This is a genomic window from Mesorhizobium sp. M0598 (assembly GCF_040320865.1).
Classification (GTDB): domain Bacteria; phylum Pseudomonadota; class Alphaproteobacteria; order Rhizobiales; family Rhizobiaceae; genus Mesorhizobium.
This window is the reverse complement of the sequence record NZ_JAMYQL010000026.1, coordinates 31,513-54,087: the sequence shown is the minus strand read 5'-3', so window position 1 is coordinate 54,087 and position 22,575 is coordinate 31,513. Positions and strand designations below refer to the sequence as shown.

The 22,575-nt window shown below is 60.7% G+C and carries 16 protein-coding genes, 1 tRNA gene and 2 pseudogenes; 12 read left to right on the top strand and 7 right to left on the bottom strand.

The window, feature by feature from the left end; genetic code table 11:
• Positions 1–51: 51 nt before the first annotated feature.
• Together NKI59_RS25590 and NKI59_RS25585 are read left to right on the top strand one after the other, a co-directional pair.
• Positions 52–1,074, top strand: coding sequence for an N-acetylmuramidase domain-containing protein (locus tag NKI59_RS25590; protein ID WP_352707723.1), 1,023 nt, complete (start codon positions 52–54; stop codon positions 1,072–1,074).
• Positions 1,062–1,253, top strand: coding sequence for a hypothetical protein (locus NKI59_RS25585; protein ID WP_352707721.1), 192 nt, complete (start codon positions 1,062–1,064; stop codon positions 1,251–1,253). The genes NKI59_RS25590 and NKI59_RS25585 overlap by 13 nt, the downstream gene beginning before the upstream one ends.
• A gap of 631 nt (positions 1,254–1,884) precedes the next feature.
• On the opposite strand, the gene NKI59_RS25580 is transcribed toward NKI59_RS25585, so the two are convergent.
• On the bottom strand, positions 1,885–3,867 hold the full coding sequence (locus tag NKI59_RS25580; RefSeq protein WP_352707719.1) for an acyltransferase family protein: 1,983 nt from the start codon (positions 3,865–3,867) through the stop codon (positions 1,885–1,887).
• 202 nt (positions 3,868–4,069) lie between these two features.
• On the opposite strand from NKI59_RS25580, the pseudogene NKI59_RS25575 reads away from it, so the two are divergent.
• Positions 4,070–4,587: pseudogene (locus NKI59_RS25575) on the top strand (transposase); the annotation flags it as partial.
• Between the two features lie 859 nt (positions 4,588–5,446).
• Here the strand turns inward: NKI59_RS25575 and NKI59_RS25570 are convergent.
• The 3 genes and pseudogenes from NKI59_RS25570 to NKI59_RS25560 form a co-directional block, all read right to left on the bottom strand.
• Positions 5,447–7,636, bottom strand: coding sequence for an autotransporter outer membrane beta-barrel domain-containing protein (locus NKI59_RS25570; RefSeq protein WP_352707717.1), 2,190 nt, complete (start codon positions 7,634–7,636; stop codon positions 5,447–5,449).
• 637 nt (positions 7,637–8,273) lie between these two features.
• Positions 8,274–8,348 (bottom strand) — tRNA-Gln (locus NKI59_RS25565).
• Between the two features lie 114 nt (positions 8,349–8,462).
• Positions 8,463–8,582 (bottom strand): annotated as a pseudogene (locus NKI59_RS25560) (VOC family protein); the annotation flags it as partial.
• Positions 8,583–8,811: 229 nt separating this feature from the next.
• Between NKI59_RS25560 and ppdK the strand changes: the two are divergent.
• From ppdK to NKI59_RS25545, 3 genes are all read left to right on the top strand, one after another.
• Complete coding sequence (ppdK, locus tag NKI59_RS25555; RefSeq protein WP_352707715.1) at positions 8,812–11,490, top strand: pyruvate, phosphate dikinase; 2,679 nt, start codon at positions 8,812–8,814, stop codon at positions 11,488–11,490.
• A gap of 135 nt (positions 11,491–11,625) precedes the next feature.
• Entirely contained in the window at positions 11,626–12,729 is a 1,104-nt protein-coding gene (locus NKI59_RS25550; protein ID WP_352707713.1) for a glycosyltransferase family 9 protein, read from the top strand.
• 141 nt (positions 12,730–12,870) lie between these two features.
• Positions 12,871–13,608, top strand: coding sequence for a polysaccharide deacetylase family protein (locus NKI59_RS25545; protein ID WP_352707711.1), 738 nt, complete (start codon positions 12,871–12,873; stop codon positions 13,606–13,608).
• Here the strand turns inward: NKI59_RS25545 and NKI59_RS25540 are convergent, their stop codons facing one another.
• Both NKI59_RS25540 and NKI59_RS25535 read right to left on the bottom strand, forming a co-directional pair.
• Complete coding sequence (locus NKI59_RS25540; RefSeq protein ID WP_352707709.1) at positions 13,609–13,998, bottom strand: DUF427 domain-containing protein; 390 nt, start codon at positions 13,996–13,998, stop codon at positions 13,609–13,611.
• A gap of 109 nt (positions 13,999–14,107) precedes the next feature.
• A complete protein-coding gene (locus tag NKI59_RS25535) occupies positions 14,108–14,494 on the bottom strand; it encodes a hypothetical protein (protein WP_352707707.1) in 387 nt (128 codons plus the stop codon).
• A gap of 175 nt (positions 14,495–14,669) precedes the next feature.
• Between NKI59_RS25535 and NKI59_RS25530 the strand changes: the two genes are divergently transcribed.
• Positions 14,670–16,298 (top strand): fatty-acid--CoA ligase, encoded by a 1,629-nt coding sequence (locus tag NKI59_RS25530; protein WP_352707705.1) that lies wholly within the window; start codon positions 14,670–14,672, stop codon positions 16,296–16,298.
• Positions 16,299–16,381: 83 nt separating this feature from the next.
• The gene (locus tag NKI59_RS25525) at positions 16,382–17,167 is read left to right on the top strand and encodes a DUF1499 domain-containing protein (RefSeq protein ID WP_352707703.1); all 786 of its coding nucleotides are present in this window, start codon (positions 16,382–16,384) and stop codon (positions 17,165–17,167) included.
• Between the two features lie 13 nt (positions 17,168–17,180).
• Here the strand turns inward: NKI59_RS25525 and NKI59_RS25520 are convergent, their stop codons facing one another.
• On the bottom strand, positions 17,181–18,089 hold the full coding sequence (locus NKI59_RS25520) for an MBL fold metallo-hydrolase (protein ID WP_352707701.1): 909 nt from the start codon (positions 18,087–18,089) through the stop codon (positions 17,181–17,183).
• Between the two features lie 114 nt (positions 18,090–18,203).
• On the opposite strand from NKI59_RS25520, the gene NKI59_RS25515 reads away from it, so the two are divergent.
• From NKI59_RS25515 to NKI59_RS25500, 4 genes are all read left to right on the top strand, one after another.
• Positions 18,204–18,794 (top strand): biotin transporter BioY, encoded by a 591-nt coding sequence (locus NKI59_RS25515; protein WP_352707699.1) that lies wholly within the window; start codon positions 18,204–18,206, stop codon positions 18,792–18,794.
• Between the two features lie 402 nt (positions 18,795–19,196).
• On the top strand, positions 19,197–19,760 hold the full coding sequence (gene nusG, locus NKI59_RS25510; protein WP_352707697.1) for a transcription termination/antitermination protein NusG: 564 nt from the start codon (positions 19,197–19,199) through the stop codon (positions 19,758–19,760).
• Positions 19,761–19,913: 153 nt separating this feature from the next.
• A complete protein-coding gene (locus NKI59_RS25505) occupies positions 19,914–21,230 on the top strand; it encodes a UDP-glucose dehydrogenase family protein (protein ID WP_352707695.1) in 1,317 nt (438 codons plus the stop codon).
• Between the two features lie 43 nt (positions 21,231–21,273).
• Positions 21,274–22,551: a sugar transferase gene (locus NKI59_RS25500; protein WP_352707693.1), complete on the top strand. Its 1,278-nt coding sequence runs from the start codon at positions 21,274–21,276 to the stop codon at positions 22,549–22,551.
• The last annotated feature ends 24 nt before the right edge of the window (positions 22,552–22,575 follow it).

The following is a 22,575-nucleotide window of genomic DNA, read 5'->3' as shown; positions in this document are numbered from 1 at the left end:
GCACAACCACCGACTATCTCAACCTGCCCGCGAGGGCGGAAAGGAACTGCCATGGACAGCACGTTCAAGGGCGCTGCGAAGCGCACTAGCGATCTCGACATTCCGCGCATTAGCGCGACGATCGGCGTCGGCGAGGACGAAATTCACGCCTTCATGCATGTCGAGGCGGCAGGGTTCGGTTTTGAGGGCCGGCCGAAGCTGCTGTTCGAGCCGCATGTCTTCCATCGCAACCTGTCCGGCGCCAAGCGTGCCGCCGCGGTGAAGGCCGGGCTCGCCTATGCCAAATGGGGCGCGAAGCCCTGTCCGAAGGACAGCTATCCGCGCCTGGTCGCGGCCATGGCGATCGAGGAGGCGGCGGCGCTCAAGTCGGCATCATGGGGCCTGACGCAGATCTTGGGCGAGAACTTCAAGGCCGCCGGCTTCCCGTCCGTCCAGGCCATGGTGCAGGCGTTCATGGATGACGAGGAGGCGCATCTCGAGGCGACGGTGAAGCTGCTTGTCGCCTGGAACGTGGACGACGATCTGTGCGCGCATCGCTGGCCGGTTGTCGCCGAGACCTGGAACGGCCCCGACTACAAGAAGAACCGCTACGATTCGAAGCTCGCCACGGCCTATGCCAAGTGGCAGAGGCTCAAGGACACGCCCTACGCGCCGGGCAATGCTGTGCCGGAGCCGTTCGCCCCAGCGGTGCCAGCCGTCGGCAAGGACACGATCGCGCGCGTCCAGCAGCAGCTCAAGCATCTCGGCTATACGGAGGTTGGCGGCGTCGACGGCAAGGTCGGCACGATGACGGCGACGGCGGTCCGCGCCTTCCGTGCCGAAAACGGCCGGCCCGAAGGCGACGGCATCGACGACGATCTGCTGCTGGCGCTGCAGAAGGCTAAGCCGCGCGTGCTGGCGCCGGCGCGCAGCGAGGCAGAGCCGCAGGTCGTGCGCGAGAAGGTGCCGGAGGTGCGCATCAACTGGCTGACCAAGATCGTGGCGGCCATAGTCGGCATCCCCGCGACGATTGGCACGTTGTTCGACGGTGTGATCGGCAATCTCGGCCGGCCTCCGGCTACATGCAGCCGGTGAAGGATGCCGCCGGCGACGTGCCCGGCTGGGTGTGGATTCTGGCGATCGCCGCGGTTGCCGGAGGCCTGTTCCTCGTGGCGCGCCATGGCGAGAAGAAAGGCGTCGAGGCGTTCAAGACGGGGCGCGGCGATGAGCGAGTTCAAGACGGCGCCAGTCGAGGCACGCCATATTTTGGATAAGACAGAGTTTCAGGGAGATTTCTGCACCGGTCGCGTGCCCGGCTCGTTTCGCGTCACCGGACCCGATTCCGATGGCGAGCAGACATTCTGGTACGGCTGCCCTTATGGCTGCTACACTTGGCGCGCTGACCGTTGGCAAGGGTTTCAAACTTGCGAGCGTCCCCCTGCAGAGTTCAAGGCGGCAAAGCGGCCGCGCGGGCAGTCTGATCCGCTAGCAGAATTTCGATTGTGCCTGCCGTCGGACCTTGGGAGTTGGGTTGTTTGGCAGCATTCACGCTCAATGTGGCTGTTCTGTTGTGGCTTGCACGCCCGTGACTAGATGCTAGAAAAGTAATTGTGGATGGCAAAGCGGACGTCATTGCGGAACTCGGTCTCGGCCTCCTTGAGCTGTGTGCTAATCGGCGCGATCTCCTGCACTTGTTGAAAAGCATAAAAGCGTCCACCGAAAAGTAGCGCTGCTGCTCCTAGCCCAGTCTGTAACTGAGCAAAGGCGCCCGCGGCAGTTGCCCCACCGCCGGATGTGATAGCTTTCCCAACCTCGCAAACTACATGAAATTCAGTGACTCGCGCTCGTCTTGTCCACATCAGAAATTCAGCCTTTGGTCTCCTGAGCAGGCCGATCCGAGGCTGTTTACGAGGGCGGCAAATTCAGTTTAACAGCGAGATTGGCGGGGGAAATGGCGTTTTCGAAAATGGCGGCGAGAAGATGGCCCCCCGCTTTCGAAAGGTGTGTCTTGTCCTGGTATAAAATCTCGTCGCCCGCTTTCAACCGGCAATCACTTGGCCCGCACAACGCCGGCACGATCGGGATGAATTGAACGGAGCGCGGAAGCAGATCGGACAGGAACTTGTTGTCATTCCAGTGCGGCTCGGCCGGCATGGTCGAACAGGGCGCGTCGGCCGTTCCCATGAAATTGGCGCGGATCAGGCAGACTAGCACATCGGTCGGGGGTTCTGGCGCCGGTCCAACGACAGCCGTCTTGATACCGCGTGCCCCCAGCCTGTCGGCGGTGCTCCGTATAGACGACGAAAAGTTGGCCCTGGAAACCTCCGGCGAAGGCCAGGTGCCATCCCTCGAAAGAAGGCTTCTGTCACTTCTAGAATAGGTGTTCCACCGCGCGGCCAGGATCACGACGGAGACGTTCGGGTCGTCAAGGATTGCCTTTAGCGCGGCCGAGTTGAAGGCCGGACAATCGGCCCGCATTGGGCTTGAAGGGAGCATCTGTAACTCGGGCAACGGTGCGCACCCGGCCTTTGTAATCTGCCTGACGCGCACACCTATCGCTTTGCCAGCCTCATCGAGGGATGACGCCAAATGTGCGGCGTGGGAATCGCCCCATAAAACGATCGTAGGTGACAGCGTGTCTTCGCTGCCGAGTATGCATTTGCTCCCGGCGGGAATAAGGGCACGGCGCATGAGGCACGGCGAAGCCTGAAACGTGGCTCTCTCTGCCATCATAGCCGCAACCGATGGCGCCATGGCTGGCCCTCTGTTTGGGAACCCTTGGCCTTTGATGATGAGTAGGGATAGGCAGCAAGCAATCACCATGGCGCTGGCAGCCGGGACCGCCCAACTCCAAATCGCCGTTTCCTGCTTCTGACGGAATGGGCGCTCCACAAACCGCCAGGAAAGAGTGGAGATGAGCAGTGCTGCCACAACGATGCTCACCCGCTCCGAGACAAACAGGTTCCGGTTTTTGTAGATCCCCAAGAAGACCAGCAGCGGCCAATGCCAGAGGTAAAGGGAGTAGGAAATCAGCCCGACGAAAGCGGCCGGAGAAACGGATAGCGCTCTCGAAACTGCGGTCTGGTGGCGGATGCCGGCGGCGATCAAAAGGGCGGCTCCAATGCAAGGGCCGAGTGCAGAGAGGCCGGGGAACGGCGTATCGCTGTCGATTATGAACAGCGAAGCGACAATGAGCGCAAGACCGGCGAGAGCGGCGATTTCGGCCGGTCTCCGCTCGAGCCGAGCGGCCATCGCTTTAACCGACGGCAGCGCGATGATCCCGCCAAGGAGCAGTTCCCACGCCCGCGTCGGGAGCATGTAGAACACGAAGGGCTGATCGACTGGAAGCCAATACTGGCCGGCGGCAATCGAGGCGACGCCGAGCGCTGAGACGATGATCAAAGCCCACGGCCTCAGCCATGCCATCAGGATCATTAGCGCCAGCGGCCACAGCAGATAGAACTGCTCCTCGACGGCGAGCGACCACGTATGCAGAAGCGGGAGCGATCCGGCGGCTGCGGTGAAATAGTCCGTGTTTCGATAGAAAAAGACGTTCGCGCCGGACAGCGCAGCGGCAATCGCACTCTTGCTGAAGCTAATGAATTCTCCGGGCGGCAGCACAAACCACGCTATCACAAAGCAGGCACCGAGCATCGCGAACAGGGCCGGGAAAATTCGGCGAACGCGGCGATGGTAGAATTCTACCAGCGAAAATGTGTCGTTCTTGATCCGCTCGATGATGTCGGAAGTGATTAGAAACCCGGAGATGACAAAGAAAATATCGACTCCGATAAAGCCGCCGCTGATCGCAGAAAATCCGGCGTGGTAGAGGACAACAGGAACAACGGCCACAGCCCGCAGTCCGCTGATGTCGGGTCTATAATTCATGCTGCGTCCCCCTAGGGTTCGCGGCAATCTAAACGTCTTCCGGGATGTCAAAGTCAACCCACAACTCAGAGGCTACCATGGACCTTTTCTTCAAAGGCGCTGCCAAGCGCCTCGATGATCTCGATTTGCCACCGCTCAGCGCCCGGATCGGCGTCGGCGAGGACGAGATCCAAACGGTTGTCCAGGCAGATTGCCCTTCAGCGGCCGGCTTGAGCGGTATGACTGCGAGTACAAGCGCAACGGTACCGCCACAACCTGTTCGTCTTCCTCGACAGGCACCGCTCCTGGCGCAAAGTCAAGGTCACCGAGCGACGCGCGGTACAAGACTTTGCCTACTGCATGCGCGACCTCCTCGATATCCATTACCCACAGGCCGAACGCGTCAGGGTGGTGCTCGACAATCTGTCAACCCATTCGGCCGCTATGCTCTACCAGGCCAGGCCCGCTTCAGAGCCGCGACGCATCCTTCGACGGCTGGAATTCCACTACACGCCCAAACACGCCAACTGGCTCAACATGGTCGAGATGGAAATCGGCGTTCTGCGCGGCTAGTGCCTCGATCGTCGGATCGACAGTTACGATCGCCACGCCGCAGAGACCGCTGCCTGGGAGCATCTGCGAAACACGAGCCGTGCCTGCACCAACTGGATGTCCTGTACCGAAAACGCACGCCTTAAGATGGCCAAAGCCTATCCCAAGCTGACTTCCAAAGAGTCATAACCTCTGTGCAGAGATACTAGCCTTTTGATGACATTCGCGACCGTGCGCGTGCCGAGCACAGCACGTGACCGATCTGCGTATTGAGCGGATTCATTGGTTCATTCACATTCTTGGTCCCAAGTGCGAGACTTCGACTAGCGCTCGAGGCTCTCGCGGTGATTGTAGGTGCCCCGCTCGACCCAAGGCCGGGCCTCACCGATACAATAGTCAAGGAGATGGTGGGATCCAAGCGACAGTGGCTCAACCATGCCCAAGCCCTCGGCCTCCACAGGCAGAAAGGTGGGGTTACAACAACCCCTATGGCATCCACGAAAAACGGTTAGAGCTCAAACCGTGAATGGCTTGAAGCTGGCCGAACTTCGAAACGCCTGAAGCCGTCCGCGCTCGCTCGACAGCTACCAAGCCACGTATCCGCACGCCGGCCGAAACGCGACAGGTGGCGTAATGGATCCCCAAACATGGTCGGCTGACGAACGTAGCACCTTTTTTTCTTGCCAATATCGAGATGAGATGTGAAAGCGTGGTCGAACACATCGCGCACATTCGGCGAGTTCAAGGACACTGGCGCGCCGCTCGCGCTGTTACCCTATAGTCAATTGCTCGGGGGTGCTGTTCACAGCAAGTAGAGCATCACCCGCCCCCGCGGGGGCACACGCAAAGGGCGCGCGGATGTCTGCGCCAAGCGAGGTTCCTAGAGCAGGCGTGTAGATCGGCTTCGCCTCTTCACCGACACGCCGAATGTACTCCCGGGTAAACGTCAGCCCGAACTGGGCACCCCACGTCCGAACATCAGGTGGTTGAACAAAGATAGAGCGGCGGACGCGACTCGTCGAGTTGCAGGTCCGCCGCTCTGGTGCTTTCAGATCACAAGGAACGAACCTGCCGCAAGCGACAGACCTGGAGAGAGGGTGGCGAACTGTATTTGAGCTGCGCCGCCGATCCCGTCGCTGTCGAAAGAGAGCGCTCCGGTTGAACTGTTGTAGATGATATGGTCGGAGCTGTCATGCGCGGCCGTGCCAGCAAAGAAAGCATCGGATGAAAGGCCACCCAGCTTTAGGCCGGCAAAAACCGCGTCGTCGAGTTGGATCTTGTCCTGGAGCTTGTTGAAGTCGGTGATCCTGTCGATATTGCCGGCTCCAAGAGCGCTGTTGAACACGAAGACATCGTTGCCTCCGTTACCGGTCAAGATGTCGGCACCGCCGCCACCGTTGATGATGTTCGCGCCGGCATTGCCTTGGATGGTCTGAGCGAACCCGTTACCGGTGAGATTGATTGCCGTCGTACCGGATGGGCTGGCGGTGGCGAGGAGCTCGATCTGCGAGCCGGCCAAAAGGGCGTGACTCACCGAGGCGAGCACTTTGTCGGTGCCGCCGCCCAGTGCCTCAACCACCTTGTCAGCGGCATTGTCGACATAGTACGTGTCGTTGCCGCCACGGCCGGCCATCGTATCGGCGCCGCCGCCACCGTTGATGACATTGGCGCCGGCATTGCCCTGGATGGTCTGGGCGAACTCGTTACCGGTGAGGTTGATCGCCGTGCTGACGGAGGGGCTGGTGGTGGCGAGAAGCTCGATCTGCGAGCCCGCCGAAAGGGCATAGCTCGCCGAGGCGAGTATTTTGTCAGTGCCGCCTCCCACTGCCTCGTTCACCCTGTCGCCGGCATTGTCGATATAGTAGGTGTCGTTGCCGCCGTAGCCGGTCATCGTGTCAGCGCCACCGCGACCATTGATGACATTGGCACCGGCATTGCCCTGGATGGTTTGGCCAGACCCATTGCCGGTCAGGTTGATCGCCGTCGTGCCGGACGGGCTGTTGGTGGCGAGGAGCTCAATATACGAGCCGGCCGACAGGACGTGACTCACCGAGGCGAGCACTTTGTCGTTGCCGCCGCCCACCGCCTCAATCGCCCTGTCACCGGCATTGTCGACATAATAAGTGTCGTTGCCGCCATAGCCGGCCATAGTGTCGGCGCCGGCGCCGCCGTTAATGATGTTGGCGCCAGCATTGCCCAGGATGGTCTGGGCGAACTCGTTGCCTGTAAGGTTGATTGCGGTCGTGCCGGACGGATTGCTGGTGGCGAGAAGCTCGATTTCGGATCCGGCCGCAAGCGCATGACTTACGGAGGCAAGGGCTTTGTCGGTACCGCCGCCCGCAGCCTCGATCTCCTTGTCGCGGATGTCATCGACATAGTAGGTGTCATTGCCGCCATAGCCGATCATTGTGTGGCCGCCGGCCCCGTGAAACACATCGTCGCCGCTGGTGCCATACAAGGTGTCGCTTGTGTCGACGGGAGGCGGAGTGGTCCCCGTCGTTGCAAGGTTGTGTTCCCGGAAAACGGCCTGCAGTTCCGAAGAGCTCTCCAACGCTGTGTCGCCTCGCTGCGAACCCCAGGCGTATGCGTAGTCGAAGGCGGGTGACGGAACCAGCTTGGCCCAGTGCTCCATCATGATTTCCATCTGGGCGGCGGTGGGCACCACATATTTGCCACCCATATCGGTGTTATACTCGCCGCCTCCAAACGCCTGGTAGCCCGGAACGATCTGGCTCGTCGGGATGCCCGATGCCTGAGCGGCGGCAACGAATTTATCGATCATGTTGTAGTCGACCGGGCCATCCGTGCGGACCGGATAGACATCTATGCCGTAGTAATCGATACCCGTATTGGCGGGATTGTACGTGCCCCTGAAATCCGGATTCGCCGACGTCCCCAAGCTCATCATTGTGATGTAGGTCTTGGCGCCTGGAAAATGCTCATGGATCCAGTCGGATTCTGCCTTCAGATTTGCGGCAGAGGCGTAGGTACCCCATTGGCCGGTGGGATCCGGCTCGTCAACCAGGAAGAACCCAAATACGTTCGGATTGCCGAGGAACGGAGTAACCTTGTCGATAAAGGATTGGGTAACTCCGTTGGCCTCGTCGAGGTAGACCAAGCCTTTCATGCCCTCTGGCAACTCGTTGACCTGGTCAACATATTGCACGCTAGCCAGATTGAATCCGGCTTTTGCAATGTCCGTGCCGGATCCGCCCGACGTGTAATGGAGAGTCGCCATCCATAATCCCTCATTTTGATTCGATAGCGCCCCGCGGATGCCTGCCTACTAGAAGGTGTATATTAGCGCCAAATCACATACCTGCACGCCCTGATAGAATGGTTGATCGGCGGCAGGATTCTCACGTTGCGGCGAAAAATATACTTACGGATAGTCGACATTGTGCGATAAAAGCAAATTTAATTTCAGAGATGCCCACGTTGTTTTCCGAGGATGCTTATTGATATTTCTACTACATTTTACTTGTTGCTGACAGCACAAGATAACATAATCGCCGTTGTTTAACAGGAAATTGAATTCTATTAAAAAATTAGTTTGATGATTGCGCCCGGTTGCTAGTAGAGAGGCGTTGGGGGCGCTGACTTATCTGAAGAAAGCGACAAAATCCCGATGTTTTGGATTATAAAAGTCTCAAACTATAAGATCGAACGCCAAGCCGTGGCAGAAAAACTGCTCTTCTCCACAAGATGCATTTGACTGCCGGCCAATTGAGCCGACATTAAACTAAGATGCCAGCCGCATCGCGCTCTCTGCCGGAGACACCAATTTGTTGTGGACAGATACCGCAGATACCAGTCCGCGACCAAGGTGTCTGCAACTGAGATTACGACTCGGGAGATCGTCAGAATTGGAGAACTGGCTGGGGCGCCAGGATTCGAACCTGGGAATGTCGGTACCAAAAACCGATGCCTTACCACTTGGCGACGCCCCAACAGCCGGAGCCTGCCCGCTGTGCGCGCGGCCTTATAGGACGAGCCGGGAGAAAGCTCAATGCCGACTATGCGCGAACGATCCACCAGTTTTGCAATCGTCACTTTGAACGGATCTATTCACCCCATACCGCCATTTCATTGCCGGCCGGATCGACGAAATGGAACCGCCTGCCGCCGGGGAATGAAAAGATCGGCCTGACGATGGTGCCGCCGGCATTCTCGACGGCGCTCAATTCGCCGGCTTTTCCAAACAAGCGAGCTTTCCGGTCATTCTCATCGTTCCCTTTTGTTCATGTTATGTTCTCTAAACAAAGCTTTCCAGAAAGCAAGTCTTTTCGGCGCCGCTTTTCATTAATCGATTGTAGAGGCCGGCCGGCTCGGTCGATGCCTTGCCTTTCGCACTGCAGCATCATATCGCTCGATTTGTCAGTATTTCCAATCTCCTGCAACCGGGGAGCAAGCATGACCAAATGGGTCTACACCTTTGGCGATGGAGCGGCGGAAGGCCGTGCCGGCGACCGCAATCTGCTCGGCGGCAAGGGCGCCAACCTTGCCGAAATGTGCAGCCTGGGCCTGCCGGTGCCGCCAGGCTTCACCATCACCACCGAGGTCTGCAACGCTTATTACGCCAACGGCCACGCCTATCCGGCCTCGCTGGAAGCGGATGTTGCGGTCGCCCTCGACCATATCGGCCGGCTGACCGGGCGCCGTTTCGGGGATCCGTCGAAACTGCTTTTGGTGTCGGTGCGCTCCGGTGCCCGCGCTTCCATGCCCGGCATGATGGACACCGTGCTCAATCTCGGCCTCAACGACGAGACGGTCGAAGCCCTGGCCGCCGATTCAGGCGACGCGCGTTTTGCCTATGACAGCTATCGCCGTTTCATCCAGATGTATTCCGATGTCGTCATGGGCCTCGACCATGAGGTGTTCGAGGAAATTCTCGAAGACCAGAAGGGCGGCCTCGGCCATGAGCTCGACACCGAACTGACGGCCATCGAATGGCAAGGCGTGATCGCGCTCTACAAGGCCAAGGTCGAGGAGGAGCTCGGCAAACCGTTTCCGCAGGATCCGAACGAGCAGCTGTGGGGCGCCATCGGTGCGGTGTTTTCCAGCTGGATGAACAACCGCGCGATCACCTATCGGCGCCTGCACGACATTCCCGAAAGCTGGGGCACGGCGGTCAACGTCCAGGCCATGGTCTTCGGCAATATGGGCGACACCTCGGCCACCGGCGTCGCCTTCACCCGCAATCCGTCGACCGGCGAAAAGCAGCTTTATGGCGAGTTCCTGGTCAACGCCCAGGGCGAGGATGTCGTTGCCGGCATCCGGACGCCGCAGAACATCACGGAGGCGGCGCGCATTGCCGCCGGGTCCGACAAGCCGTCGCTGCAGAAGCTGATGCCGGACGCCTTCCAGGCTTTCGTCAGCATCTCAGACCGCCTGGAAAAGCATTACCGCGACATGCAGGATCTCGAATTCACCATCGAGCGCGGCAAGTTGTGGATGCTGCAGACCAGGTCAGGCAAACGCACCGCCAAGGCGGCACTGAAGATTGCCGTCGACATGGCCAGGGACGGGCTGATTTCGAAGGAGGAGGCCGTCGCGCGCATCGATCCGGCCTCGCTCGACCAGTTGCTGCATCCGACGATCGATCCAAAAGCAGCGCGCGATATCATCGGCGTCGGCCTGCCGGCATCGCCAGGTGCTGCCACCGGCGAGATCGTGTTTTCCTCGAACGACGCCGAGGAGGCCAAGACACAGGGCCGCAAGGCGATCCTGGTGCGCATCGAGACCAGCCCCGAAGACATCCATGGCATGCATGCGGCCGAAGGCATCCTGACGACGCGCGGCGGCATGACCAGCCACGCCGCTGTTGTGGCGCGCGGCATGGGTAAGCCTTGCGTTTCGGGCGCAGGCTCGCTGCGCGTCGACTACAAGGCCGGCACGCTGATGGCGATGGGATCGACGTTCCGGAAGGGCGATATCATCACCATCGACGGCGGCAACGGCCAGGTGCTGAAAGGCGCGGTACCGATGCTGCAGCCGGAACTCTCGGGCGATTTCGCCGCCATCATGGAGTGGGCCGACGGCGCGCGCCGCATGAAGGTGCGCACCAATGCCGAGACGCCGCTGGATGCGCGCATGGCGCGGTCCTTCGGCGCCGAAGGTATCGGCCTTTGCCGCACCGAGCACATGTTCTTCGACGGCGACCGCATCATTGCCATGCGCGAGATGATCCTGGCCGATACGGAAAAGGATCGGCGAACGGCGCTGGCCAAGCTGTTGCCGATGCAGCGCTCGGATTTCCTCGAACTGTTCCAGATCATGGCCGGCCTGCCGGTGACGATCCGGCTGCTCGATCCACCGCTGCACGAATTCCTGCCCAAGACCGAGGAGGAGGTGGCCGAGGTCGCCGCCGCCATGAATGTGTCGCCGGACAAGCTCCGGCGGCGCACCGAAGCGTTGCACGAGTTTAATCCGATGCTCGGCCATCGCGGCTGCCGGCTTGCTGTCTCATATCCCGAAATCGCCGAGATGCAGGCACGAGCCATTTTCGAGGCGGCCGTGGAGGCCGGCAGGAAGGCCGGCGCGCTGGTGGTCCCCGAAATCATGGTGCCGCTGGTCGGGCTGGTGAAGGAGCTCGAATTCGTCAAGGCGCGCATCGACGCTGTGGCCAAAAGCGTGATGGAGGAGACCGGCGTCAGGATCGACTATCTGACCGGCACGATGATCGAACTGCCGCGCGCCGCGATCCGCGCTCATGTCATTGCCGAGGCGGCCGAATTCTTCTCTTTCGGCACCAACGATCTGACCCAGACCACCTTCGGCATCTCGCGCGACGATGCGGCCTCGTTCCTCGAGACCTACCGGAAAAAAGGCATCATCGAGCAGGATCCCTTCGTGTCGCTCGACATAGAGGGTGTCGGCGAGCTGGTGCGGATGGCGGCCGAAAAGGGCAGGGCGACGCGGCCCGACATCAAGCTCGGCATTTGCGGCGAGCATGGCGGCGACCCGGCCTCGATCCATTTTTGCGAGAAGGTCGGCCTCGACTATGTCTCGTGCTCGCCATACCGGGTGCCGATCGCCAGGCTGGCCGCCGCGCAAGCGGCGGTGCAGGCTGCAAAGAACGGCCGCGGATAGGAGTTGGAGTCCACCGGCATCTGACCTTACCGATTTGTAACCGAATTCACGCGAACGTGCGTCTGTCGGCTCCAAATCCCGACATCGTTTCTGCTCAGTTTCCGGCCCCCGAACCCGCCCCGGTGCCAGAAACAGATGTTGCAGAACCCGCCCACGCACGTCCGCTCGATTCTCATCCTCCAGACCAAATTCATCGGCGATCTTGTCCTCGCTTCCGCGCTCGCCAGAAACCTGCGCCTCCAATATCCAAAGGCCAGGATAGTGTTCCTTTGCGAGGCGAACTTTGCCAGTTTCCTGTTGGCTCATGGCATCGCCTCGGACGTGGTGGCGTTCCGACGCGTACGGATGCGTGGCACCCCTGTGCAGCGTGGTCGCGAGCTCTACGCGATGGTGCGCGCTCTGCGCCGGTTCCGGTTTGACCTGACCATCGACCTGGCCGATTCCAAAACCTCACGCATCATCGTCAGGCTCGTCAACGCCAAGACCCGCGTCGGATATGATCCTCCCGAAAAACCGTTGCGCTGGCTGGAACGCCAGCCCGCCAACGTCCTAGCCAAGCCGTTTGGCTTTGGTGGCCAGCATTATCTCTGCCGCTATCTTTCGCCGCTTGAGGCGCTTGGCGTGGAGTTGCGTGCGCCGGTCCCAACGATTGAGCCGCTGCCGCTGGAGACCGCCAGGGCATTGGCGCTTCTCGACCGGCATCATCTCCGGCGTAACGCCTTCATAGCCGTTCATGCAGGAGCGAGCTTCCGGGGGCGGCAATGGCAGCCGGAACGTTTTGCGCTGGCGATCGACGAGATCTCGCGGCAGACCGGGTTGGACTTCCTGCTTGTCGGCGGCCCCGATGAACGAGCATCTGCCGAGCGCATCGTCGCCAAGGCCGCTTCGCCGGTCGTCAACGTGGTCGGGGCGCTGTCGCTGGCAACGCTGCTGGCGGTCCTCGGCCAGGCACGCCTGTTTCTGGGAAACGAGAGTGGCCCGATGCACATGGCGGCCGCCGCCGGAACGCCGGTTGTCGGCCTGTTCGGCCTGACCGACCCGGCCGTCTGGGGGCCTGTCGGCGTGGCCAGTGTTACGCCGCGGCCCTCCATGCCTTGCGAGTGCATAGCCAGGGACCTGTGCCGCCGACCCGATCCGAGCAAGGCTTGCTGCGTTTGGCGACTTGAGGTCAAAGCGGTGGTCGACGCGGTGCTCGCGATCCTTTCACGTAAGGTTAAGGACGTGGAGCACGCGTTGTGACCTCGCGCTTGCCAAAGGTCAGGCCGGCGGTCAAATTGCCGCTGCCGACGCTTTTGCAGGGGCATCGTCCCGATTTCCGCCTTGATGCCGGTCTTGGGGTCGCCGCTTCAACTTTGATCCGGCCGACCTGGAAATAATCGGATGCGCCCGTTCCAAAAGTATTTTTGCGCCATTGCGATATCGCTGTGGGCTGTTTCTCCTGGCAACGCCCAGTTGCTCGTCGCACCGACGCTGCACATCAAGGCCGAGGCGGGCGGCGGCCGCGTCGCGCTGACGCTCGATGCGTGTGGCGGAAGGACCGACACACGGATTCTCTCGGCGCTGGTGGAAAACAAGATTCCTGCCACCATTTTCGTCACCGGCATCTGGCTGAAGCACAACGCCGCCGCCGTCGAGATCATGCGGGCGCATCCCGAACTGTTTGAATTGGAAAACCATGGCGGCCGCCATGTCCCGGCTGTCGACACGCCGCAAAAGATCTACGGCATTCGCAGTGCCGGCAGCCCGGAGGCCGTGCTGGCCGAGGTCGAATCGGGTGCTGCCGCTCTTGCCGTGACAGGCGAACCTGCGCCGAAATGGTTTCGCGGCGCAACCGCCGAATACAGCCCGTCAGCAATCGCGATGATACGCAAGCTTGGCTTCAAGATCGCCGGATTCACTGTCAACGGCGACGGCGGGTCATTGCTCGGCGCAAAAGAGACCGCCCGGCGCATTGCGGCAGCAAAAGACGGCGACGTCATCATTGCTCACATCAACCAGCCGACCCATGCCGCTGGCGAAGGCGTGGTGCAGGGACTTCTGGCGCTGAAGGCCAAGGGCCTCACCTTCGTGCGGCTCGACGATGCTGACTGCGTCGGCAATCAAGGCACCACCGACTGATCAGTCGGGCGTGGCCTCTATGGTCACCTTGTTCGGATAGAACGCGCCGTGGTCGCGGATATCGGCCATCTCGTCGAACGGCCTCTCATAGGCCCACATCGCATCCTTGCCTGCATCGCCGGCGGGCAGCACGCTCCAATAGCTGGCATCGCCCTTATAGGGGCAATGAGTCGAGTGTTCCGTCTTGCCAAGCTGCTTGAAGTCGATGTCGCCGAACGGAATGTAGAAAACGGGGGGATAGGGCGATTCGGTCAGCACCTTGACCTTGCTGGACGAGGCAATGACGACATCGCCGGCGCGCACCGTCACGGTACCCTTGTAAGGTTCGACAGTGATCGTCTTGCCGGGATTGCGCTGAAAGCCGGGTGCCGGGTTTGCGATCTGGTCCATGTCGGGTCTCCTTGCCTCAATCCCAAGATGTGTCTGGCAACAGCCTTGCGCAAGAGCTGCCACCAGGCGGGCGTCGCCCGGGCGCTTTCTTCCGATACCTCGCCTGGAATTAGGCGGCGGCCTGGAATGCGTCCATCAGCCCGGCGTAGGCGGCGGCAATGCCGGCCACCGGATTGGTGCTTTTCGCGGTGGTCTCGACCTTCAGTGCGCCACCGCTGGTCGGCAAGGTGAGCAGCAGGAACTGGCGATTGCCGCCCTCGCCGACGCAGGCGGCGGCGACGTGCTGGGCTTCGCCCTCGTTCTCGACGCACATCTTGAACAAGAGCGTGCCGCCGACCGCCTCGAGGGCGCCACCGACGACCTCGACGAATTCATCTTCGGAAACGGCTTTGGCGTCAGGCACCAGATCGGCCTGCGCGACGTCGGCCGCCACCAGATCGGCCAGACTTTCGGCAAGCGTATTTTCGAGGGCTTTGTCGTCGAGCTGCGCGTCCATGCGAACCTCTTTCATTCGCCAATCGCGCCCCGCCGTTAATCAACGTTAACGCCGAGCATGGCCGGATTGTGGCGAATTCGGCCTCAATTGGCTCCATGCCACGCTCCAGCCCGATCCTGGCTGGACAATCCGCCGGTTCGTCCCACAATGGCGAAAAAATAACGGGAGGAACAAGATGCTCGGGCTGATGCAGGAATGGCCGCTGCTTTGTCATAAGCTGATCGACAATGCCGAGAGGCAGCACGGCAGCCGCGAAATCGTGTCGCGTTCGATCGAGGGGCCGATCGTGCGCAGCACATATGCCGAAATCCATGATCGTGCCCTGAAGGTCGCCGAGCGGCTCGAGCGTGACGGTTTCGGGCTTGGCGACCGCATCGCGACCCTGGCCTGGAACACTGCGCGCCACATCGAGGCCTGGTACGGCATCATGGGTGTCGGCGCCGTCTATCACACGCTCAACCCGCGCCTCTTTCCCGAGCAGATCACCTGGATCATGAACAATGCCGGGGACAAGGCGATCTTCGTCGACCTGACCTTCCTGCCGCTGCTCGAAAAGATCGCCGGCGCGGTCAAGTCGCTGAAGCAGGTTATCGTGCTGACCGACAACGCGCATATGCCGGAGACTGCGCTGCCCAATGTGGTTGCGTACGAAGAATGGCTTGCTGAAGCCGACGGCAACTTCGCCTGGAAGACATACGACGAAAACACCGCCGCCGGTATGTGCTACACCTCGGGCACCACGGGCGACCCGAAAGGCGTCCTCTACAGCCATCGTTCGAACGTGCTGCACGCAATGATCGCCGCCATGCCCGACGCCATGGGCCTGTCGTCGCGCGATACCATATTGCCGGTCGTGCCGATGTTCCACGCCAATGCCTGGGGCCTTGCCCAGAGCGCGCCGATGGTCGGCGCCAAGCTGGTCATGCCCGGTTGCAAGATGGATGGCGCTTCGCTCTACGAGCTGCTCGACACCGAGCAGGTGACCTTCAGCGCCGCCGTGCCGACGGTGTGGATGATGCTCCTCCAGTATCTGGAAGAGGCCGGCAAGAAACTGCCCTATCTGCAGAAAGTCGTCATCGGCGGCTCGTCCTGTCCACGCGCGCTCACGACGAAGTTCCAGGACAGTTACGATGTCCAAGTCGTCCACGCCTGGGGCATGACCGAGATGTCGCCGCTCGGCACGCTGTGCACCCTGAAGCCGGATTACGCCGGGCTGAAGGGCGAGGCCCGCCTCGGCGTCCAGCAGAAACAAGGCTTTACACCGTTCGGCATCGAAATGAAGGTGACGGACGACGCCGGCAACGAACTGCCATGGGACGGCAAGACCTTCGGCCGGCTCAAGGTCCGCGGGCCGGCCGTCGCGCGCGCCTATTATGGCGGCATCGGATCCGAACAGTTCGATCAAGACGGCTGGTTCGATACCGGTGACGTCGCGCATATCGACCCCGGAGGCTATATGCAGATCACCGACCGCGCCAAGGACGTGATCAAGTCGGGCGGCGAATGGATCTCGACCATCGAGCTCGAGAACCTCGCGGTCGGCCATCCCGATGTGGCGGAGGCCGCCGCCATCGGCATTCCGCATTCGAAATGGGGCGAGCGGCCTTTGCTCGTGGTCGTGCGCAAGCCGGGCAGGGAGCCGACCAAGACGGATATTCTCGCTTTCATGGACGGCAAGGTGGCCAACTGGTGGATGCCGGACGACGTCGCTTTTGTCGGCGAAATCCCACACACCGCTGCCGGCAAGATCCAGAAGATTACCTTGCGCCAGCAGTTCCGGGATTATCACCTGCCGACGGATTGACCGGAGATGCGGCGTCTTTGCGTCTTCAAGCCGCCGCTGAAAGGCACTATGCCTGTGTTCGGGTTGGGGCAGCGCGGAAACCAATGACGGGAATTCCCGAGCGACAAACGTCGAGGGCTGCCGGTTGGTCGCGGCGCGCCGGCGCGTTTTCGGCGATCCTGCTGCTGACCGCTCTCATCGGCCATCGCTATGACCTCGTCGAGACGCCCGCATTCCTGTGGGTGCTTTGCATTGTCGCCCTGCTGGCCGCATTTGCGCTTTTGTTCGCCGGGTTTGCCTTTGCGCGACTGTGGAATTTCGGCGATCGCGGCGGCCACGACCTGACCGTCGGCGCCTTGCTGGCGGTTCTGGTGCTCATCCCTTACGGCGTCGCGGCCTACTGGGCGGCGAGCTATCCGCCGCTACGCGACATCTCGACGGATCTGGACGACCCACCGGTGCTCGATATTTCTACCCGGACAAAGGACATGAACGAGCTTTTGCCGCCGACGCCCGGCGAGCAGCGCCTGCAAACCGAAGCTTATCCGCTCGTTACCGGACGCAGCTACACCTTGCCGTTCGATCGCGTTCTGGAGGCGGTCAAAACCGTGCTCGATCGGCGCGGCTGGCAGCTCACGGCGCCGTTTCCCGACGCAGCAGGGCAAAGCGACGTGACGGTCGATGCGCTGGCCAAGAGCTTGCTGCTTGGCCTTCCCGCCGATGTTGCCATCCGCGTGACCGACGATGGTGATGTGGTCATCGTCGATATGCGCTCGGCCTCGCGTTACGGCCGCCATGACCTTGGCGACAATGCAGCGCGCATCACCGACTTGCTTGCCGAACTCGACCAGGAAGTCGCCGGCCAGGTGGGCGTGGCGCCGGCGGAATGATATCGGGAGGGTACTACTTTGCCGGCGAATAGATGCCGTCGATAGCCGGCGCGCCATCGGTGTGGACCAGGCCGCGCGCCACCAGGTCTTCCAGATGGGCAAGCACCGACAGGCCGGCCGCGCCATGCAGGCGCGGGTCGGTGTCTCGATAGATCACCTCCACCATGTCCTTGATTGTGCGGTCGCCGCTGTTGATCCGCTCCAGAATTGCCCGTTCGCGCATTTTGCGATGCGTTTTCAATCCGCGCGTGAAGTTGCGCGGTTCGGTCACCGGCCCGCCATGGCCGGGCAGCAGCAGCCGGTCGTCACGTTCGATCAGCCGATCGAGCGATGTCATGTAGTCGGCCATCGCGCCGTCCGGCGGCGCGACGATCGTGGTTGCCCACGCCATGACGTGGTCGGCCGAGAAAAGGATGCCGGTTCCCTCCAGCGCGAAGGCTGCGTGGTTGGCGGTATGGCCGGGCGTCAGCACCGTCCGGATCGCCCAGCCGTCGCCGTCGATTTCCATATCGTCCGGCAGCGCGATATCAGGAACAAAGTCGGTGTCGGCGCTGGCATCGAGTGGATTGACCTCGCCGGTGCGCAACGGCCGCGCCGGGCGATGCCGGCCCTCCGCCAGAACCACCGCACCCGTATGCTGCTTTAACCGAGCCGCCAGCGGCGAATGGTCGCGATGCGTGTGGCTGATGAAGATATGGCTGACCGGCCTGGTCCCGATCGCCTCGAGCAGTGTTCGAAGATGTGTCTCGTCATCCGGTCCGGGATCTATCACCGCCAGCGTCTCGCGCCCGACGATGTAGCTGTTGGTTCCGTGAAAGGTGAACGGGCTTGGGTTCTTGGCGGTGATCCGAAGTACGTCGGGCGCAATGGTCACACCCCTGCCGTAGGCAGGGTCGAAGCGTGTGTCGAATTTCAGCGCCATGCGAACGTCGCGACCTTTTTTGGGGCGAGGGCAAAACCGATTGCCGCATAGCACGGAAGCCAATATAGGAAAACGCAAGGCCGCGTTCGGCGGCAATCCGGAACGGGGAAGACCATGGCAATTGCAACGACGATGCGTCCGCTCATTTCTCTCGCTTTGCCCGAAAAAGGCACGGCCCGGCTGGCGGGACAGCTTTTGCTGGCGATCGCCGGAACGCTGCTGCTGATCTTGTCTGCCAAGACCAAGGTCATGCTCGGACCGGTCGACATCTCAATGCAGACGCTCGCCGTCTTGCTGATCGCTGCCGCCTTCGGCATGCGCCTCGGCGTCGCAACGCTGCTTCTCTACATGGCTGAGGGCGCGCTGGGCCTTCCCGTCTACCAGAGCACGCCCGAAAAGGGCATCGGTATCGCTTACATGCTCGGTTCGACCGGCGGTTATCTAGCCGGCTTCGTCGTCATGGCGGCGATCGTCGGCTGGGCTGCCGACCGTGGCTGGGATCGCCATCCTATCAAGCTCTTCAATGCCATGCTGGTGGCCGAGATCCTCATGATGGCAATGGGCTTTGCCTGGCTGGCGCTGTTGATCGGCCCGGAAAAATCCTGGCAGTTCGGGGTGTTGCCCTTTATCGTCGGTGATCTGATCAAGGTTGCGCTGGCCGCGAGCTTGGTGCCGGCTGTCTGGTCGCTGTTGAAGCGTTCGTGAAGCCGGTCGAGCGGTGATAACCTGTTCTGCGCGACAGTGATTTTTCGCCGTAGTTGGTGTGGCCGTGCAGGATCTTTGTCGCTGGCGGCAGGCTTGTGCGCGACGCCATCCGTCACATTAGCTTCAAGTCGACGGACTAAGTACCAGAACCAACGGGCGATTCGTCACGACCAGCGTAACCAAGCACCTACGTATGGAAATAAATTGCTCGACATAGCATCTCAGCCAGCTGAAAAAGAAAGCGGCTCGATGATAATTTAGGCACAGCTAAATTTCTGGACAATGTGTAGGAAATTCTTAACCCAATCGCCTTGACTCTAGTGGCTTGGTTGCTTGCTGGTATCCACACACTGTCGTAACCGGTGACCTGAGATCATGCCGCCGACCGCCGAAGGAAGACACGTGAGTAGCGCGGAAAAAACGACGAACAAGGCGGACATCCTGTCGCCAGACCCAGCCGCCAGGCAGGCAACCCGCTGGTATGCAGCCAGCGTCTTTCCCGGAAAGGAGCATGTCGCCGAACGGCACCTCCGGATCCAGGGATTCGAGCCCTTTGTGCCTCGCTGCGAGAAAACTGTGCGTCATGCCCGGCGTCTCGAAACCCGGTCGGCGGCCTATTTCCCGGGTTACATGTTCATCGCCCTTGACCTCGGACTGCAACGGTGGCGCTCGGTCAATGGAACATTCGGTGTGCGCTCCCTCGTCATGCAAGGCGACCGGCCGTTGCCGGTCCCCTCGGGTCTGGTAGAGCGTTTCATTGCATTGACCGGTAAGGACGGACTGCTTGATTTCAGTGGAGGCCTCGCAGCGGGTGCCTCGGTCCGAATCCTTTCGGGCCCTCTCGCGGAAACGATTGGTCGCCTTGACCGGCTCGATCCAGCCGGAAGAGCCCGGGTTTTGGTGGCCATCATGAATGGCGAAATCCCTGTCGACTTGGATGCCAGGGATCTCGTAGCAATCGCGTAGCCGCAAACATCACGGCCGCGTCGTGATGTAAATTGTTATAGGATGCGCTCTCGGGTTTTCACCCGGGAGTGCGGTAGCCGTGGTTCGGTGGGAAATGGGTGCTGTCTGGCGAGATCGTCTCATCGGCGCTGATTGGGATTGAGGGTACGCGGTATGCGAATAACAATGATTGGTGCCGGCTATGTTGGGCTCGTCTCGGGCGCCTGTTTCGCCGACTTTGGCCATCAGGTCTGCTGCGTCGATCATGATGCGGAAAAGCTTGCCATGCTCAAACTCGGCAAGATACCGATCTATGAGCCGGGGCTCGACGACCTCGTCACCACCAACACCGCGCAAGGCCGCTTGCGTTTCGAGGACAATCTGGCGGATGCGGTTTCTCAATCGGATGTCGTCTTCATTGCCGTGGGCACGCCGTCACGGCGTGGCGATGGCCATGCCGACCTGTCCTTCGTCTATGACGCGGCCGCCGAAGTTGGTCGCGCACTCAAGGGGTTTACGGTCGTGGTGACGAAATCGACCGTCCCCGTCGGTACCGGCGATGAGGTGGAACGGATCATCCGCGAGCAAAATCCCACTGCTGATTTTGCGGTGGTCTCCAATCCGGAATTTCTTCGCGAAGGGTCGGCGATCGAGGACTTCAAGCGGCCCGACCGTATCATTGTCGGGACCGATGCCGACAGAGCCAAAGCGGTCATGACCGAGATTTACCGCCCGCTCTCGCTGAACGCCGCTCCGATCTTCTATACGAACCGGCGTACGGCGGAGCTTACCAAATATGCCGGCAACGCGTTTCTGGCCATGAAGATCACCTTCATCAACGAAATTGCCGATCTCTGCGAGCGGTTGGGTGCCGATGTGCAGGACGTCGCGCGCGGCATCGGCATGGACAATCGCATCGGCGCAAAGTTTCTTCATGCCGGGCCGGGCTACGGCGGTTCCTGTTTCCCGAAAGATACGCTGGCACTGGTCAAGACCGCGCAGGACGCGGCAAGCCCCGTGCGGCTTATTGAAACGACGGTCTCGATAAATGACCAGCGCAAACGGGCGATGGCGCGCAAGGTGGTGGAAGCCTGCGGCGGCTCGGTTCGCGGCAAGACCATCGGTATCCTTGGCCTTACGTTCAAGCCGAACACCGACGATATGCGCGATGCCCCCTCATTGGCCATCATTCAGGCCCTCAAGGACGCGGGCGCTTCGATCAAGGCCTATGATCCGGTCGGCATGGAGCAGGCGCGCAAGACGATCGAGGGCATTGGATTCGCGGATAGCGCCTACGCGGTGGCCGACGGCGCGCACGCGATCGTCATCGTCACCGAGTGGAATGCTTTTCGGTCATTGGATCTGAAGCGGCTCCGCGTACTCATGGCAACGCCGGTGATGGTTGACCTGCGAAACGTCTACCGCCGCGAGGACGTCGTGAAGGAAGGTATAGCCTATTCGAGCGTTGGCCGAGAGCGGCATCCTGTCTAGTGAACATTCAGGTTTTCATGGGGCCCGATTCGCGGGATTCAAATTGATCGCCACGACCATCCATTTACCCAACAAACGGCATCTCCTGCTCCGGATGCGCTTTCAGCTGCTTGGCGGATTGACATTCGCCATCCTGCTGCCGGCGTTGTTACGCCTGTCGGTTGATCAACAAGTGATCTGGCAATCGAACATGCAGGTTACGATCTTCGCGGCATTCATCGCCCACACGACAGGCTATCTGTTTTATAAGCGCATCGGCAATTTCCCGGGCGTTGCAGCGGCTGGCTACATCCTGCCAACCTTCGCCCTGACCTACGGCCTCGTGTTCGCGACGATCTTCTTTTTCAGATTCGACTACAGCCGGTTCCAGGCGGCAGCGAGCTTTATTCAGTCGACATTGTGGTATTTTGGCTTGAGCCTGGCGACGCGTAGGCTGGATGTATACCGGCTGGCGATAATTCCCGGCGGAGACGTCAACAGGCTTGAGCACATACCGGGTGTCAATTGGCACAGGATCCATTCGCCAAGCACGGTTGTCGAGCACGCGAGCGGCGTGGTGGCCGATCTTCGAGCCGACCTTTCCGATGAGTGGGAGCGGTATATCGCCGATCGCGCGCTCTCGGGAACACCGGTCTACCACGTCAAGCAAATTAGCGAGTCGCTCACCGGTAGGGTGGAGATCGAGCATCTTTCTGAAAATACACTGGGTTCCCTGAACCCAAACCAGGCCTATCTGAAAATAAAGCAGGCAATAGATTGGGCTTCCGCGTTATTTGTGCTTGTTGTTTTCTCGCCATTGCTGTTGTTCGTGGCAATTGCTGTAAAGATCGATTCGCCTGGACCTGCGCTGTTTAGACAGAAGCGAATGGGCTACCGAGGGCATCCCTACGAGGTCTACAAGTTTCGAACGATGAAGCTCAGCGACACGGCTGTCGACGAGAAGGAAGCGGCCATGACGAAGCCCGGCGATACACGCATCACCCGTTTGGGGCAGTTCTTGAGAAAGTCCAGGATCGACGAGTTGCCGCAGGCCTTCAACATCCTGCGCGGCGAGATGAGTTGGATCGGACCGCGGCCGGAAGCACTTGTACTGTCGAAATGGTACGAGGCGGAGCTGCCATTCTATCGCTACCGTCACATCGTTCGGCCCGGCATTACCGGATGGGCGCAAGTCAACCAGGGCCATGTTGCAGCCGTGGACGACGTCCTGGAAAAGCTTCACTACGACTTCTACTACATCAAGAATTTCTCCCCTTGGCTCGACGTGCTGATCGTGTTTCGTACCATCCGAACCATGCTGACGGGATTTGGCGCGCGTTGACAAGGCGGGAAAGATCGCTACTCG